14 protein-coding genes are annotated in these 14,996 nt (G+C 42.2%); 10 read left to right on the top strand and 4 right to left on the bottom strand.

Translation table 11 applies throughout. From position 1 onward, the window contains the following. The first annotated feature begins 67 nt into the window (after positions 1 to 67). On the top strand, positions 68 to 1,276 hold the full coding sequence (locus C0V77_RS17195) for a chorismate-binding protein (protein ID WP_101727590.1): 1,209 nt from the start codon (positions 68 to 70) through the stop codon (positions 1,274 to 1,276). A gap of 80 nt (positions 1,277 to 1,356) precedes the next feature. On the opposite strand, the gene C0V77_RS17190 is transcribed toward C0V77_RS17195, so the two are convergent. The 3 genes from C0V77_RS17190 to C0V77_RS17180 all read right to left on the bottom strand — a co-directional run bounded on the left by C0V77_RS17190 (position 1,357) and on the right by C0V77_RS17180 (position 5,249). Continuing rightward, positions 1,357 to 2,214, bottom strand: a complete 858-nt coding sequence (locus C0V77_RS17190) for a hypothetical protein (protein WP_101727589.1) — start codon at positions 2,212 to 2,214, stop codon at positions 1,357 to 1,359. Positions 2,215 to 2,335: 121 nt separating this feature from the next. Further along, positions 2,336 to 3,040: a hypothetical protein gene (locus C0V77_RS17185; RefSeq protein ID WP_101727588.1), complete on the bottom strand. Its 705-nt coding sequence runs from the start codon at positions 3,038 to 3,040 to the stop codon at positions 2,336 to 2,338. Between the two features lies 1 nt (position 3,041). Then, positions 3,042 to 5,249, bottom strand: a complete 2,208-nt coding sequence (locus C0V77_RS17180) for a carbohydrate binding family 9 domain-containing protein (RefSeq protein WP_101727587.1) — start codon at positions 5,247 to 5,249, stop codon at positions 3,042 to 3,044. A gap of 351 nt (positions 5,250 to 5,600) precedes the next feature. On the opposite strand from C0V77_RS17180, the gene C0V77_RS17175 reads away from it, so the two are divergent. The 7 genes from C0V77_RS17175 (at position 5,601) to C0V77_RS17145 (ending at position 11,626) form a co-directional block, all read left to right on the top strand. After that, positions 5,601 to 6,506, top strand: a complete 906-nt coding sequence (locus tag C0V77_RS17175; RefSeq protein ID WP_101727586.1) for an alpha/beta hydrolase family protein — start codon at positions 5,601 to 5,603, stop codon at positions 6,504 to 6,506. A gap of 167 nt (positions 6,507 to 6,673) precedes the next feature. Beyond that, positions 6,674 to 7,024, top strand: coding sequence for an aspartate 1-decarboxylase (gene panD / locus C0V77_RS17170; protein ID WP_101727585.1), 351 nt, complete (start codon positions 6,674 to 6,676; stop codon positions 7,022 to 7,024). Further along, positions 7,021 to 8,001 carry a lysylphosphatidylglycerol synthase transmembrane domain-containing protein gene (locus C0V77_RS17165; protein ID WP_101727584.1) on the top strand — a complete coding sequence of 327 codons (981 nt, stop codon included), beginning with the start codon at positions 7,021 to 7,023 and terminating at the stop codon, positions 7,999 to 8,001. The genes panD and C0V77_RS17165 overlap by 4 nt, the downstream gene beginning before the upstream one ends. A gap of 263 nt (positions 8,002 to 8,264) precedes the next feature. After that, a complete protein-coding gene (gene rfaE2 / locus C0V77_RS17160; RefSeq protein WP_101727583.1) occupies positions 8,265 to 8,744 on the top strand; it encodes a D-glycero-beta-D-manno-heptose 1-phosphate adenylyltransferase in 480 nt (159 codons plus the stop codon). 53 nt (positions 8,745 to 8,797) lie between these two features. Further along, on the top strand, positions 8,798 to 9,496 hold the full coding sequence (locus C0V77_RS17155) for a zinc metallopeptidase (RefSeq protein ID WP_101727582.1): 699 nt from the start codon (positions 8,798 to 8,800) through the stop codon (positions 9,494 to 9,496). A 110-nt stretch (positions 9,497 to 9,606) separates the two neighbouring features. Then, on the top strand, positions 9,607 to 10,743 hold the full coding sequence (locus C0V77_RS17150; RefSeq protein ID WP_229236308.1) for an iron-containing alcohol dehydrogenase: 1,137 nt from the start codon (positions 9,607 to 9,609) through the stop codon (positions 10,741 to 10,743). Positions 10,744 to 10,876: 133 nt separating this feature from the next. Further along, a complete protein-coding gene (locus C0V77_RS17145) occupies positions 10,877 to 11,626 on the top strand; it encodes a hypothetical protein (RefSeq protein ID WP_101727580.1) in 750 nt (249 codons plus the stop codon). A 56-nt stretch (positions 11,627 to 11,682) separates the two neighbouring features. Here C0V77_RS17145 and C0V77_RS17140 read toward each other — a convergent pair whose 3' ends face one another. Then, positions 11,683 to 12,564, bottom strand: coding sequence for an EamA family transporter (locus tag C0V77_RS17140; protein ID WP_101727579.1), 882 nt, complete (start codon positions 12,562 to 12,564; stop codon positions 11,683 to 11,685). 131 nt (positions 12,565 to 12,695) lie between these two features. Between C0V77_RS17140 and C0V77_RS17135 the strand changes: the two genes are divergently transcribed. Both C0V77_RS17135 and C0V77_RS17130 read left to right on the top strand, forming a co-directional pair. Continuing rightward, entirely contained in the window at positions 12,696 to 13,196 is a 501-nt protein-coding gene (locus C0V77_RS17135; protein ID WP_101727578.1) for a dihydrofolate reductase, read from the top strand. Between the two features lie 109 nt (positions 13,197 to 13,305). Beyond that, positions 13,306 to 14,985 carry an amidohydrolase family protein gene (locus C0V77_RS17130; RefSeq protein WP_101727577.1) on the top strand — a complete coding sequence of 560 codons (1,680 nt, stop codon included), beginning with the start codon at positions 13,306 to 13,308 and terminating at the stop codon, positions 14,983 to 14,985. Positions 14,986 to 14,996: the final 11 nt, after the last annotated feature.

Here is a 14,996-nt window from a genome sequence, read left to right as displayed (position 1 = left end):
TGTATATTGTAATTGCATAAATAATTACCACATATCTTAGCTTGTGCATAAGGTATAGTTTCAGGATATGACAACAGCGACTTCAAGGACAAACAGTTTCAGGCAAACCCTTTGGAATGCAGCCTTACAAGTAGGATTACCAACCGTGATGTGGCGTTTGCCTAAACAAAATGACAGACATTTTCTTACTTCTTTTCTTAAAAACCCGGAACAGGTAAAGATTGATTTTGAGGAGTTCGGCCCCGGTTTTGCGTTTTCTCCTTTCACCAATCCAGAGGGTAAAGACACCTATTTTATCAAAGCTGATTTACATTACGTTTTTGCAGATACTTCAAATCCTGATAGTTTTGAGGAGATTATCAGCCCGTCTTCAGTTGACCCCGGTTTTATTGAATTAATTACTGCTCAGAGAGCCGGGTTAAAACCTGCCCATACCCATGCCGATGAATCACAGGAAGCATCTACAACCTATGAAGATTTTACTGCCGAAGTGAATGAAGCCATAAGACAGATTGAGGAAGGCAGGTTTCAGAAGGTGGTGTTGTCTCGTATAAAAAAGATGGGTATTCCGGCAGATTTTGAGATTGTTACCTTATTTGATAAACTTTGTACTGCATACCCAACCGCCTTTGTCTCTGTGGTGTCGATACCAAGTTCAGGTATTATATGGATTGGGGCTTCGCCGGAAACTCTGGTGAGCCAGGACGCAGAAGGCAAGTTCCGCACGATGGCACTTGCAGGTACTCAGTCGGCCTATGATGCAGACGGCCACCTGATTAAAACATCAGAGGCACTCTGGCGACAAAAAGAAATAGAAGAGCATGCACTGGTGAGCAGGTATATTGTCAATTGCTTTAAGAAAATAAGGGTGCGTGAGTTTGAAGAAGACGGCCCCAAAACCGTAATTGCCGGCAACCTGATGCACTTGCGAATGGACTTTACAATTGATACCGTTGATATCAATTTCCCACAACTGGCTACGGTTATGCTAGATTTACTGCACCCGACATCAGCTGTTTGTGGCATGCCCAAAGAGCCTGCCAGACAATTCATACTGGATAACGAAAAGTATGACCGCGAGTTTTACAGCGGTTTTCTGGGCCCGGTTAACATCCAGCAGGAGTCACACATCTTTGTTAACCTGCGTACTATGAAATTACAGAACGACATTGCCACACTATATGCCGGATGCGGGATTACCGTAGATTCAAACCCTGAAAAAGAGTGGATTGAGACCGAATTAAAATTGCAGACTCTCGGTAAATACCTTGCCTAGTATTTCCGGATTTCACAAAAAGCGTGCAATAGTAATAGATACCATTGCACGCTCGTATTTAAACGTAAAAAAGCATCCAATTATTTTTTTCCAAATAAGCGGCTCCAGAACCCTCTGGCTTTTTCGGTAACTTTATCTGCCGCTTCAGTTGCTTCATTGGCCAGTTCCTGTGCTTTTACCTTAGCTGTTTCTATGGCATCGGCAGCATCTTCTTTAATATCTTCCAGTTTTTCAGCCGCCTGATTCTTTAACTCATTAATTTTTTCTTCTGAAGCATACTTATTCTTTAATTCTTCAATTTGTTCGGTAGCTTCAGCAGCAAACTCCTGCACCTTGGCTTTTGCCTTGGCAGCTGTTTCTTTTGCTTCTTCCTTAAAGTCTTCAAATTTCTCTGCTACCTCGGCAGCCACTTCTTTGGCCTTTGCAGTTGCCGATGCTGCTGCTTCTTTGGCCTCTGCCTTTAAATCCTCAAACTTATCAGCAGCCTCAGCAGCTGTTTCCTTAGCTTTTCCTTTCGCAGCTCCAATAGCTGTTGCCACATCTTCTTTTATATCTTCCACCTTCTCGCTTAGCTGTTCTTTTACGCCTTCCGCTTTGGCCTCTGCTGTTGCAATGGCATCACTTGCATCAGATTTTAATTCTTCCAACTCAACTGCGGCTTCTAATTTTACTTCAGCCAGTTTTTCTTCTAAAGCTATGGCGGCGGTTTCTGCCTCTGCTTTAAACTCTTCAGCTTTTTCAACAACTTCCTCCTTAACTTCTTCCACTTTTGCTTTAGCTTCGTCTACTTTTTCTGAAATTTCAGCTTTCACTTCCGCCAATTTCTTTTTCCCCTTTCCAACTTTTTCTCCTATGGCAGCCTTGGTATCAGATACTGCATCAGACGTTGTTTCTAATTCTTCTGTCTTATCGGTTTCGGTTTTCTTTTTGGTTGCCATGTTGTAAATGGGTTTAAGCTATTATTGTTTGATAGTGAACTTAATAAACAGATTACAAATAAAAAATAAACAATTGATTTTTAAGCCATTAAGACATTTTTTTATTATTAAAAATGTAATATTACCTGAAACTGATGATAAAATGAGACACATACGGATTCAGTTTTTGGGCATTAGGATCGGTTGAGTCAAAGGCAGAATCACCCAGCAGTTTATCAGCTACGGTTTGTAAGGCGGGATTCTCAAACTCATAAGCAAGAATAACTGACAGCAAACCAGGCGAATGTGGGTCAGCCAGCTTGCCTCCCGCCCAGTCAACCACGGTGCCGCCGTAGTCCCAACCAAACCCGGAAAACCTGAAACTGCCTACGTTTATCTGTTCCAGTTCTTTCAGGGTAGTACCCACTTTTATACCGGTATTAGTAAACCACTTGATCTGGCCTTCTTGTCCGGTTGGGGCAAAGCCTAATTCAACGTATTCGGGGTTTCTGAAATGGGTGGTATCTTTCCATACTATCTGGGCTTCATTTGGTGTACCTTTAAAAAGGATGGTACCAATAGAAAAAAAGCCCTCAGCCCCAAAAACAGTATCATGCGCGCTTACATTCGCGCTACCCAGTTTCCCAATCAGTTCTTGTTCGCTGGTAATAGCAGTAATCACTCCTGCCTTTTCACCTGCAATACACTCCCAGTCTTCTTTGGCCAAAGGCGTAGTGCCGGTGGTGTTGGTTGGCAAAGCAACCGAATCTGGTTTCTGTTCTTTATTTTTTGATGAACACCCATTAAAAAGGCAGATAGTCACAGTTAACAGCAGCAAAAGTCTCATATCAGAATTGTTTTAAATAACTCAATTTGGCAATTACATGGTCTTCTGTCTGCATTTGTTTCAGTTGCAGATTGTCGAAACCTCTATGATTAAAGACAATGTAAATATACGATAAGGGTTGGTATTCCCAAGACAAACGTATATTATAATTCTGCGACCGGTTCTCTGAATTTTTCTGATAAAATCCGATTAACTGTACACGCGGATTAAGTGCAAACCGACCTTCAACACTATAAAGGTCTACGTTGGTGGTAGTCTTCTGCTCGCCTACATTTCTGAAATGATTACGATTATACCTAGCCACAACTGACACATGTGGTATGGGCGCCAGCTGCATACGTATATCGTGCCCGTTTAAACGGCCGTCAAAGTAAGTACCCCAGTTAAACTCTGTATTCAGACTGATAACCTTTGAGGGGTCTGTACTGGCATAAATCTGGTGGCGCACATAATTGTACTCGCCCGGCCCTATGTAAACGCCCAGCGGTTGAAAAGGCTCTGTAAGCCGCTGATAGGTGGGATTAACCAGATAACCAAAATAGCCACCGCGCTGGAAATTAAACCAGATGGGGTTCAGATTCAGCTGGCGCTCAATGAGCTTACCAGTAGAAGCCTGATGATAAAACTCTGTCATGATGCCAGGCTCAAAGGCTCTAACAAATTTCTTGAACGGAATCCACTTACCCCTGTTATAAAAAAATATTCCGGGGGTGGTACCTATAACATCACTTCTGGAAACAAAGCCCAGTTCAGGATTGAAATCTTTGGATACCACAGACTGTGTCCACCACACTTTCAGCTGATTGGTGGTGTAATAGTATTGCGCCAGACCTGAAAACCCCTGTTTACCTCCGTTAGTAGAAGTAGAATAAACCGCCATTGTGTTTAAGGAGTGAGACTCTCCTAGCCGGAAGAACCCGTCAATGGTACCCGTAATATTAGAACCATCAGGCCTGTTTTTTACCGTCATTAATCCACCCAGACGGTTTTGCTTTCCAAAGTTTTCTGAGTACCTGCCTACAAAATAGTTTGTGCCGGGGGTATCACCTACTTCACGCTGGCGCATAGCTATGGCACCATAATTTCTTTTAAGCGAACGGTAAACGAATCGGCCTCCCACATCAATCGGAATCGGATTACCGCTATCATCCAGGCCTATTCTTCGGCTAAAAAATGGCTGTACCCGCATCGTTCCGCCAGCCAAATCATCGCTGGGGCCTATACCTACTCCAAACAAAGAAGCATTTTCAAGAAAAAACTGCCGTCTTTCAGGGAAAAACACAGAAAACCGTGTTACGTTGTTTACCTGCCTGTCGGCATCGGCCTGTGCAAAATCTGTATTGGCTGTCAGGTCAAGAATAGCATTGGGGTTAATGGCCCATTTTATTTCGCCTCCAACCTTCAAATTATTGTCATCAGGTCTGTTGCTGAAATTCCGGTATCTGTCAAATGAAGTCAGCACATAAGGCTGCACTCTGATATTGGTTGATGGTGGCGGTGGCTGCAGATTGGTTAGCGTGCCGGCATAGTCCATGCGTGTATATCTGAACGAGCGCGGATAGGGCGAAAAAGCAGTATGCTCGTTAGTAAGCCTGCGGATTCTATAGAAATTAAAGCCCCAGTCCTGAGTCTGTTGAGCGGTTTTCGGATACCGTAACGTTTGCCAAGGCACTGCCATTTCAGCTACCCAGCCAGAGTCAGTTCTGGTGGTGCGTACGCGCCACAGGCCGTCCCAGTCAAGGTCATAATAAATATCATCAAAAGACAACAGGTCTCGCTGCACACCATAGGGGTTAGTTACAAGCGCCATGGCATTCCGTTTATCATTGAACCCATCAAACGATAAGGCCACCAGGTCGTGCTGTCTGATATTAAAATCTCTTTTAAAATCAGTAGCTCTGATTGCCTTTTTCCCCAGCGAATCGCGGGCAAAAATTCCAAAATAGAGGTAATGTTTATTATACAAAACCCTTACCTCGGTTTTATTACTGGGCTGTTTGCCCTGAAAAGGCTCAATCTGAATGAAATCAGAAACAGGCCTCGCCAGTTTCCATTCGGCATCATTCATTATGCCGTCTACTTTCAGCGAAGAGGTAATTGCTTTGGCTTCAATTGTCTTTTTTATTGAATCAGGCTTGAATACCGATGCGTCCTGAGCAAAAGAAAGATGTGTGATAATAAACAAAAAAGGAAGTAGTTTTCTAATCATACGTGTGTAGCTTTTCAAGGGTGCAAAAGTAATAATAAAGTGGTAAGCAACAGCAGGTTAAATAACAAAAGAAAAAAATATTCTTCTGGTGTTATTTACATTAAACTATGCCTCAGACCAGACTGCCCAAAGTTGGTAAAACCAACCATTTGTTAATTTTCCAATTTGTACAATTCTTATAAACCCGCTTACAGAAAATCGACAAAAACAGGGCAATAACTGGTGTAGATTCGCTATTATGTTTTATTTATTCAATGAAAATTTATATAAATTCAATAAATTTGCCAGTGTTACCAGTCTGCTTGCCTTATACTGGGCAAAGCACCTACAGAAAACAAAAATCACCTGATAATGACGATAATAAAACAAACTTCAACACCAACGCTATGGAGTTTTCTGCTGATGTTGCTTATTTCAAGCTACTATGCAAGCGCTTCAACTGTTGATACCCTCGATGTACCCAGCAAGGTTATGAATAAAGCCTATAAAGCTGCTGTGGTATTACCGTCTTCTTACACAGGCAGCAAAGCTTCTTATCCTGTTTTGTATTTACTCCATGGAGCTTCTGCACACTTCCGCGACTGGCTGAACCAAACGCCAGATAAAATGACTGTAAGAAACCTGGCCGACCAGTATAATATGATTATAGTAATGCCTGAAGGAGAAATATTCGGGTGGTATCTTGACAGCCCGTTTGATGCCGGCAGTAAATTTGAAACCTATATTACCAAAGAGGTAATTCAGAAAATAGATGCCACCTACCGTACTGTAAAAAGCAATAAAGGACGTGTAATAACGGGGCTGTCAATGGGTGGGCATGGCGCTATGTATCTTTCAACGCGGCACCCTGATTTGTTTTGTGCCGCAGGAACCATGAGTGGTGCCATGGACATGAACTGGACGAAGTTTAAAATCAGTGCCGATTACGCCAAGTCAATTAAAGACCGGTTTAACAAACTACTGGGTACCGATAATCCGGAAGATGAGGTTTACACTAAAAACTCGATCATCAATATGGTTGAAATCATCAAGAAAAATGGTATGCCTATCATTATAGATTGTGGTGTAGACGATTTCCTGATTGATACCAACCGGGAATTACACAGAAGGCTACTGTATGCCAATGTTCCCCATGATTACACAGAAAGACCCGGTGCTCATACCTGGCCATACTGGCAGAACTCTTTGCCCTATCATGTGCATTTCTTTTACCAGATTCTGAAAACCAATGGTGTTGTAGTGGCGACTTCAAAATAACCTTTATACATGTTTGTAAACAAAATGAAGGCTCCTTTGGGAGCTTTTATTGTATCCGGGCTGGTGAGTCAGCCTAAATGAGGCGAAAGGAATTTTATTCAATCCCTCAACGTTTGTTTAATGAGCAATTTTATAATTTTGCACCACATTCAAAAAGGAAGATAAATATGCTTGTTAATATTTTTAAGTCGAAAATCCATAGAGTAAAAGTAACTCAGGCCGAGCTCAACTATGTTGGGAGCGTTACAATTGATGAAGATTTGCTTGATGCCGCGGGTATTATGGAGAACGAACGGGTGCAGATTGTGAACAACAATAATGGCGAACGCCTTGAAACGTACGCTATTAAAGGCAAGAGGGGTTCTGGTATTATATGCCTGAACGGAGCCGCGGCCAGAAAAGCCGAAGTGGGAGACATAGTGATTATTATTTCTTATGCCTGGATGTCGCCAGAGGAGGCTAAAACCCACAAACCACTGGTTGTTTTTCCTGATGAGAATAATCGTCTTGTAAAATGAAAAAAATACTGCAGTATGTTATCTCACTGGCTGTAGCAGCAGGCTTATTGTGGTTTGTTTTTAAAGATATAGACCTGAATGCCCTCTGGGAAAAAATCAAACAGGCTGATTATCGCTGGGTGGGTTTATCTGCCATACTGGCACTGGCTGCGCATTGGAGCAGGGCATACCGGTGGGTGTTAATGCTTGAACCCCTGGGCTACAAACCTTCGGTTTTCAGAACAACGCTGGCAGTTCTTGTGGGCTACCTGGCCAATCTGGTTTTTCCGCGGGCAGGCGAATTTGCCCGTTGTGGTACGCTTAATAAGCTGGAGGATATACCTTTTGAAAAATCGTTCGGAGCCGTGGTAGCAGAACGTATTGCCGATGTGCTGGTTTTACTGGTGCTCATTCTGCTCAACTTGCTTCTGGAATTTGACAGATTAAGCACTTTTTTCTTTAATTTCTTTGGTAACAAATTCAAGAATCCGGTTCTGTTGGCAGGTATTGGAACTGCCCTGGTAGTTCTGGTTATTATGGCCTATTTTACCTTTAAACATAATATTGACAGCATTTCGAAACTACCGCTTTATCAGAAAATAAGCGGGTTTATTGGTGGGCTTGCCAGTGGTTTTTTAAGTGTGCGCAATCTTAAAAATCCGGGGGTATTCGTGTTCCATACCGTATTTATCTGGACACTCTATTATATAACCACATACGTATTGTGTTTTGCTTTACCAGAAACCGCTAATCTGTCTCCATTGGCGGCATTGACCATTTTTGTGATGGGCTCTATTGGTATGGCAGCACCCACGCAGGGAGGTATTGGCAGTTACCATTTTCTGGTTGGCAGTATTGTAGTTTTATATGGGCTTTCAGAGCAGGACGGCATCACGCTGGCTACTTTTTTACACGCCATGCAAGGACTGTTCTTTGTGGTTATCTTTGGTGTTACAGCCTTTTTGCTGACGTTTATATTGCCCAGGAAAAAGGCGTAAATTGTTTGATTTGAGGGTAGATTTCTTTAACTTTCTAATAGATTGACAATATTTTACCACAGAGTTACACCGGGTTCAGCACGGAGTTATACTGCTAATTCTGTTCAAAGTCTTTCAACTGTTGCTTCGTGGAACTCAGTGCATTCAACTTTGTGCCACTCTGTGGTTCAAAATTTTTACTGTAATTAATACTTTCTCTTTATTCAATATACAAAATATAAGTACAAGCCTTTAGTTATCATTATTTAGCAATTATAAATCACATGACAGAATCGAAAATACTAAATAAAGAAGAAGCACAAGAACAAATAAAAGAGTGGCAATCTGAAGGCCAGAAAATCGTTTTTACAAACGGATGCTTTGATATTGTGCATCTCGGGCATATCGATTATCTGGAAAAGGCACGTAATCTGGGCGACAAGCTGGTGCTTGGGCTGAATACAGACGCATCGGTAAGCAGATTAAAAGGGCCGAGCCGCCCTGTTGTGAACGAATACGCCAGAGCACGCATGATGTCGGCTCTTGCATTTGTAGATGCTGTCATTTTGTTCGATGAACCCACACCGCAGGAGTTAATTGAGACACTTTGTCCGGATATTCTGGTAAAAGGAAACGATTACAGCATTGAGAACATTGTTGGAGCAGATTTTGTTATAGGCAGAGGAGGAGAGGTAAAGACTATTTCGTTGGTTGACGGATACTCAACTACCTCAATTATTAAAAAAATAAAGGATTTAGGCTGATACCTTAAGTCAAAATCAGTCGTTTAATTAATTATTAACGAAAACTTATCATTATGATTTTTGTAATAAGTATTGTTTTCATGTTACTGGGTCTGGCGGTTTCGTCGAGGCTTAAAAGCAAATTTGCCCAATACTCACAGATTGGCTTATCTAATGGAATGACCGGCGCTGAAATTGCACGGAAAATGCTTAACGACAACGGTATATATGATGTACGAATTACGCAGGTAGAAGGCCAGCTTACCGACCACTACGACCCGCTCAATAAAACCGTAAACCTGAGCTATGATGTGTACAATGGCAACAGTGCTGCTTCTGCTGCCGTAGCGGCTCACGAATGTGGGCATGCCGTACAACATTCTGTTGCCTATGCACCGCTTAAAATGCGCTCGGCACTGGTACCTGTTGTGAATGTGGCCACCAACGCCATGAACTTCTTCTATATGTTCGGGTTCATGTTTATGGCATATATTTTCTCAAGAAATACCCCAATGGCGCAAATGGTTTTACTGGGTTTAATTGCGGCCAACGCTATAATTGCTACGTTTGCCTTAATTACACTTCCGGTAGAATATGACGCCAGTAACCGGGCTTTGGCCTGGATGGAGTCAAGGGGTGTAGTAAACACCCGTGAACACGAAATGGCCAAAGATGCCTTGAAATGGGCTGCCCTTACGTATGTGGTATCGGCGGCGGGTGCAGTAGCTAACCTGCTGTATTACCTGAGTATGTTTCTGGGCAGACGAGACTAAGCCTGTAAGCAAAAAAATAGTGCGAAACCATCAATCAAACGAGCATATTAATTACTTTTGTTTGATTGATGGTTTTTCTGTTTTTTATTCATTCTAATCGTTTTCTCATTGTGATTTTAACCTACAACTTCCCCACTAAAATACGCTTCGGAGCAGGTGCAGTAGAAGAACTTGCCGATTACCTGAAAGACAATAATCTTTCAAAGCCCCTTATTGTAACAGACCCCGTAGTAGCGCAATTGCCCTTCCTGAAAAGAATTGTTGAAAACCTAAACGCCAAAGGTATCAGTACAGAGGTTTTTTCCGACATCCATAAAAACCCTGTCAAATCAGACGTTTACAAAGGAGACGAAGCTTTTCATAGCACCGAAAGAGACAGCATTATAGGTATTGGCGGCGGTGCAGCTATGGACGTTGCCAGAGCCATTGTGCTACGTATTAACCACAGAGAAGACTTATTTAAATATGATGATTTAATTGGTGGAGATATCTACGTTACTAACGATGTGCCGCACTTTATTACCATACCTACTACTTCGGGCACCGGAAGTGAGGTAGGCAGAAGCGCAATCATTGCCGACGACGAGACCCACCAGAAAAAAATACTGTTTTCGCCTAAATTACTGGCAAAAATTGTCTTTGCCGACCCATTATTGACAATGGACCTCCCTCCTTTTGTTACAGCAGCAACAGGCATGGATGCACTCACGCATAATATGGAGGCATTTCTGGCAAAAATGTACCATCCCATTTGCGATGGCATAGCCTTGGAAGGTATTTCATTGATTCATCAGTCGCTTGAAAAAGCAGTGAAGAATCCTGATGTTGAGGCCCGCAGTAAAATGCTTTTAGGCTCAATGATGGGCGCCATTGCATTTCAGAAAGGGCTGGGCGTGGTGCATTCGCTGGCACATCCGCTTTCTTCATTGCTTGATACACACCACGGGTTAGCTAATGCAGTAAACATACCTTATGGCATGCGTTTTAATATAGCAGGCTTTGAAGGAAAATTCCGTAGAATTGCGCAAACACTAGACTTGAAAGATGAATCAGGTGAAGCCGTTGTTAATTATCTGTTTGACCTCAACAGCCGTGTAAATATCCCGCATCGCTTAAGAGACATCGGCGTACGAGATGAACACATAGAAACATTAGCCGACCTGGCCATTGCCGACTTTGCGCACCCTAACAATCCGAAACCGGTTAGCAGAGCCGATTTTAAAGCTTTGTATCTGGAAGCCCTCTAAAAGAGCGAAGTCTGCGCATAGATATTTAAGAATACAACAGCAACCTCCGGAAATACTCAAAGAGTTTCTAGGAATAATGCTTTTTTATCTGTTATTTTTGTTATCGATATTTATTCGTATTCTTTTCAAAACTATGAAAGCACTTCTACTTTTGTTGGCTATGGTGGTTTTGCCACTGTATATTGCAGCGCAAGAATTATATAATCCTGCCAGAAGTTATAATTATTTTATCAGAGAGGCAAAAGCATCTGATAACAACGACACGAGAATTGTTGTGAATGAAAAAGGCGACACTACTCTTGTTGCGCATTATAAATTGCAGCATTCGCTTAATAACTCTTTACAAGAATTTACGAAGGTTTTTAAGGGTACGCCCTTTTTTAAAAACGGGTGGTATAAAGGTAAATTAAGCGCCAAAAGCGGGCAGGATGTAACCTTTCTGATGGCCTATAATATTGAGCAGAATGTGCTTTATATTGTAAAAAATGCCGGTGCTGATGCCGTGGCCATAAGACCAGATGAATTTACTATTGAAGGCCATACTTTCCGCAAATATGACAATGTATTTCTGGAAACCCTATACCTGAGAAAGAACATCTTACTGAAAGGCTATGATTGTGTTTTAAGTTCACGTTTTACTGATAAAACCGGATATGAACCATCAGGAGGCGATGCTGGCTATGAAGGAGAATTCAGGAAATCTCATAAATTTTTTACCATCCAGGATGATATGCTACAGGTAGTATCAACTGGCAGAAAAGCCCTGCAGAGTTTCCCCAAAACACAAAGACCCGTGCTGGAGCAATTTGTGAAACAAAATAACCTTAACCTGAAAACCGAAGCAGGGCTCATTGAGCTTTTCAGATACTACGATACTTTGTAATTTTACTTATTATTCATCAGGCTTATTTCAGCACGTATAAGCCTGATGTTTTTATATCAGAACAAAATTATCAGTACAGAACCTGCAATCATTATAATGGCGCCTATCAGCTTCTTTAGAATATCTTCTTCCTTAAAAATACGGTAACCCAGAAATATATTTACCAGAACCGACAACTGAAACAAAGACAGAGCATAGCCAACGGGCATTCGGCCAAATATAAATCCGGTAGAGAATTGAGCAATACCAATGCAGCACACCAGCAACCAAATGTAAGTTACTGCCCTGGGGTTCAGCTTTTGCATCTCCGCTTTCAAGGGTATTTTATTAAATAACAATAACACAAAAGAAAACAAAGCGCCAAACCAGCACCAGCTGAAAAAGGCCTGCGTAACCGACGAAACCAGAATTACCTTTTTTACAAAAATTGCCTCAGTGGCTGTCAGTATCATGGCCCATATTCTGTATTGTATTTCTTTGCGCTTAAACAGGGCCCACGAGAATCCGTCTTCTGTAGTATTCAGCACAAAATAACTGCCTGCAATTATCAGACCTACTCCTGCCAGCCCTAACACACTTGGGATTTCATTTAAAACAAAAAGCCCGATAAGCATGCTTATTACAGCCTTATAGGCATTAATTGGCCCTAAAACAGAAAGGTCGCCCATCTGCAGCGCTTTTACAAGATAAAGGTTACCCAATGCGCCTAACAATCCCATAATAACAGAATAGACGTAGTATTCAGCGTTAATAGTGTGCCAGTCAAGCCTCAAGCTAAAAATAAGGCAGGCTGCACCTAAAATGAAGTAGGTTAAAAAATTGACCATTAACGCCGAAACCCCGCTAACTGTTAGTTTCTTTTGAAAAACATTGGCCAGCGGATTAGCGACAATTCTTAGCAAAACAGCCAGTAAAAGTATGAGCGTATTGCTGTACAATAGGGTAAAAGGTTAACAGGTGTTCTAGAGCGTATAGCAGCAAAGGTAAAAAAATCAGACACTCAACCGCTTGTTAAAACACAAAAAATGGATATTTTTAAACTTTGTTTTACCTTAACTACTCTTTACACATGCCCGTTGTCTCGTTAATTGCTGCCATGAGTGAAAACCGGGCCATTGGTCTTTACAACGCTTTACCCTGGGAGCCCATTGCTGCCGATTGGGATAATCTGAAAAAGGTAACAAAGGGTAAAAAGATGATTATGGGTCGTAAAAGCTACGACAACCCCCACCGTATCTGGTCTGACGCAGGCAATTATGTTATTACCCGTCAGCTGGATTATGAGGTAGACCCGGGCTTTGAGGTGGTAAACAGTTTAGAAGAAGCCATTGAAAAATGTAATGACCAGCAAGAAGTATTTGTGCTGGGTGGGGAAGAAATCTTCCGGCTGGCTATACCTGTAGCAGACAAAATATACCTCACAATTGTTCATGCCATTTTTGAAGGTGATGCGTTCTTCCCTCTATTTGATGAAAAGGACTTCATGATAACTGAGCGGAAAGAATTCAAGGCCGGCGAAAACACACCTTATGCTATTTCTATACTGACTTATGAAAAAAAACCTGATTAGGCCTATTTAAAAAGGTTTTATGGCATCTATTCCCAAAACTTCCGATTGAATGTTTTAAAGGTCTCTTTCCACCTGTTAACTTGTTTTATGCTTCTTAAACTTTAGCCACATGCGATACCTTACTCTTCTGAACAGCTTGCTTATTGTTCTGATACTTACCTCCTGCCAGCAAAAAGCCAGTTACGATATCATCATCAAAAACGGAATGGTATATGATGGCAACGGCGGTGAACCTCAAAAAACCGATATCGCCATTAATGCCGATACCATTGCTTTTATAGGTAATTTATCGGGCCAGTCAGGTTCCAAACAAACAATTGATGCGCAAGGCCTGGTGGTATCACCTGGTTTTGTAAATATGCTGAGCTGGAGTACCGAAAGCCTGATTCAGGACGGCCGTTCTATGGGCGAAATCATGCAAGGCGTTACGCTTGAAGTAATGGGAGAAGGCACTTCGATGGGACCCTTAAGCGATTCGGTAAAGGCCTATGAACAAAAACTTCAGGGCGATATCAAATACAAAATTGAATGGACAACATTGGGTGAGTATCTGAAATACCTTGAAAAAAAAGGCGTTTCTACCAATGTGGCGTCGTTCGTAGGGGCAGCCACTGTGAGGGCTAACGAGCTGGGTTATGCCAACAGACCGCCAAAACCTGATGAGCTTGAAAAAATGAAGCAGCAGGTTAGAACAGCCATGCAGGAAGGAGCCATGGGCGTAGGCTCATCGCTTATTTACATGCCCGGCACCTATGCCAATACGCACGAGTTAACCGAATTAGCCAAAGCCGCTTCTGAATACGGAGGTATGTATATATCACACATCAGAAGCGAGGGTAATAAGCTGGAAGAAGCCGTAGATGAAATCATTAAGATTGCAAAAGATGCAAAAATACCCGCTGAAATTTACCATCTGAAAGCAGCCGGAAAAGATAACTGGCATAAAATGGATAAAGTAATTACCAGGATTGATAGCGCCCGTAAGGCTGGTATTACCATCACTACCGATATGTATAACTATGTGGCCGGAGCCACTGGTCTTGATGCTGCCATGCCGCCTTGGGTACAGGAAGGAGGCCTGCCTCAATGGCGCAGAAGGCTGAAAGAAAAAGCTATCAGAATAAAAGTTGGTGAAGAAATGCAGGCCAGGCAAAAAGAATGGGAAAACCTATGCCTGGCTGCCGGGCCTGACAAAACCTTACTGATTGGCTTCAAGCAGGATTCCCTTAGAAAATACATAGGTAAAACATTGACTGAAGTAGCAGCCCTAAGAAATAAAACATGGTACGAAACAGCTATGGACTTGGTAATTGAGGATGACTCACGCGTAGACGTGGTATATTTTCTGATGAGTGAAGAGAATGTAAAAAAGCAAATGCAATTGCCTTATATGAGTTTCGGTTCAGATGCCTCCTCAATGGCTCCCGAAGGCGTATTTATTAAATCGAGTGCTCACCCAAGAGCTTACGGCAACTTTACACGCTTAATTGGCAAATATGTACGAGACGAAAAAGTGATTAGCCTGCAGGAAGCCATCCGGAAGCTAACATCTTTACCATGCGACAACCTGAAAGTAAAGAAAAGAGGACGCCTGAAAGTTGGCCACTATGCCGATGTACTGGTGTTTGATTTGGCCAGAATGCAGGATAAAGCCACCTTTGAAAAACCACATCAGTTGTCTGAGGGCATGGTGCATGTGTTTGTAAACGGGCAGCAGGTAATAAATAGCGGCACCCACACAGGTGTTAAGCCGGGAAGATTTGTAAAAGGCCCCGGCTGGAAACCCTAAGATTTGACATA

Source organism: Emticicia sp. TH156 (genome assembly GCF_002855535.1).
Classification (GTDB): domain Bacteria; phylum Bacteroidota; class Bacteroidia; order Cytophagales; family Spirosomataceae; genus Emticicia; species Emticicia fluvialis.
This window is presented reverse-complemented; position numbering and strand designations above follow the sequence as displayed.

Excerpts from the sequence above, each read along its gene's own strand:
- C0V77_RS17195 (WP_101727590.1), top strand. The coding sequence starts at position 68 with ATGACAACAGCGACTTCAAGGACAAACAGTTTCAGGCAAACCCTTTGG.
- C0V77_RS17190 (WP_101727589.1), bottom strand. The coding sequence starts at position 2,214 with ATGGCAACCAAAAAGAAAACCGAAACCGATAAGACAGAAGAATTAGAA.
- C0V77_RS17185 (WP_101727588.1), bottom strand. The coding sequence starts at position 3,040 with ATGAGACTTTTGCTGCTGTTAACTGTGACTATCTGCCTTTTTAATGGG.
- C0V77_RS17180 (WP_101727587.1), bottom strand. The coding sequence starts at position 5,249 with ATGATTAGAAAACTACTTCCTTTTTTGTTTATTATCACACATCTTTCT.
- C0V77_RS17175 (WP_101727586.1), top strand. The coding sequence starts at position 5,601 with ATGACGATAATAAAACAAACTTCAACACCAACGCTATGGAGTTTTCTG.
- panD (WP_101727585.1), top strand. The coding sequence starts at position 6,674 with ATGCTTGTTAATATTTTTAAGTCGAAAATCCATAGAGTAAAAGTAACT.
- C0V77_RS17165 (WP_101727584.1), top strand. The coding sequence starts at position 7,021 with ATGAAAAAAATACTGCAGTATGTTATCTCACTGGCTGTAGCAGCAGGC.
- rfaE2 (WP_101727583.1), top strand. The coding sequence starts at position 8,265 with ATGACAGAATCGAAAATACTAAATAAAGAAGAAGCACAAGAACAAATA.
- C0V77_RS17155 (WP_101727582.1), top strand. The coding sequence starts at position 8,798 with ATGATTTTTGTAATAAGTATTGTTTTCATGTTACTGGGTCTGGCGGTT.
- C0V77_RS17145 (WP_101727580.1), top strand. The coding sequence starts at position 10,877 with ATGAAAGCACTTCTACTTTTGTTGGCTATGGTGGTTTTGCCACTGTAT.
- C0V77_RS17135 (WP_101727578.1), top strand. The coding sequence starts at position 12,696 with ATGCCCGTTGTCTCGTTAATTGCTGCCATGAGTGAAAACCGGGCCATT.
- C0V77_RS17130 (WP_101727577.1), top strand. The coding sequence starts at position 13,306 with ATGCGATACCTTACTCTTCTGAACAGCTTGCTTATTGTTCTGATACTT.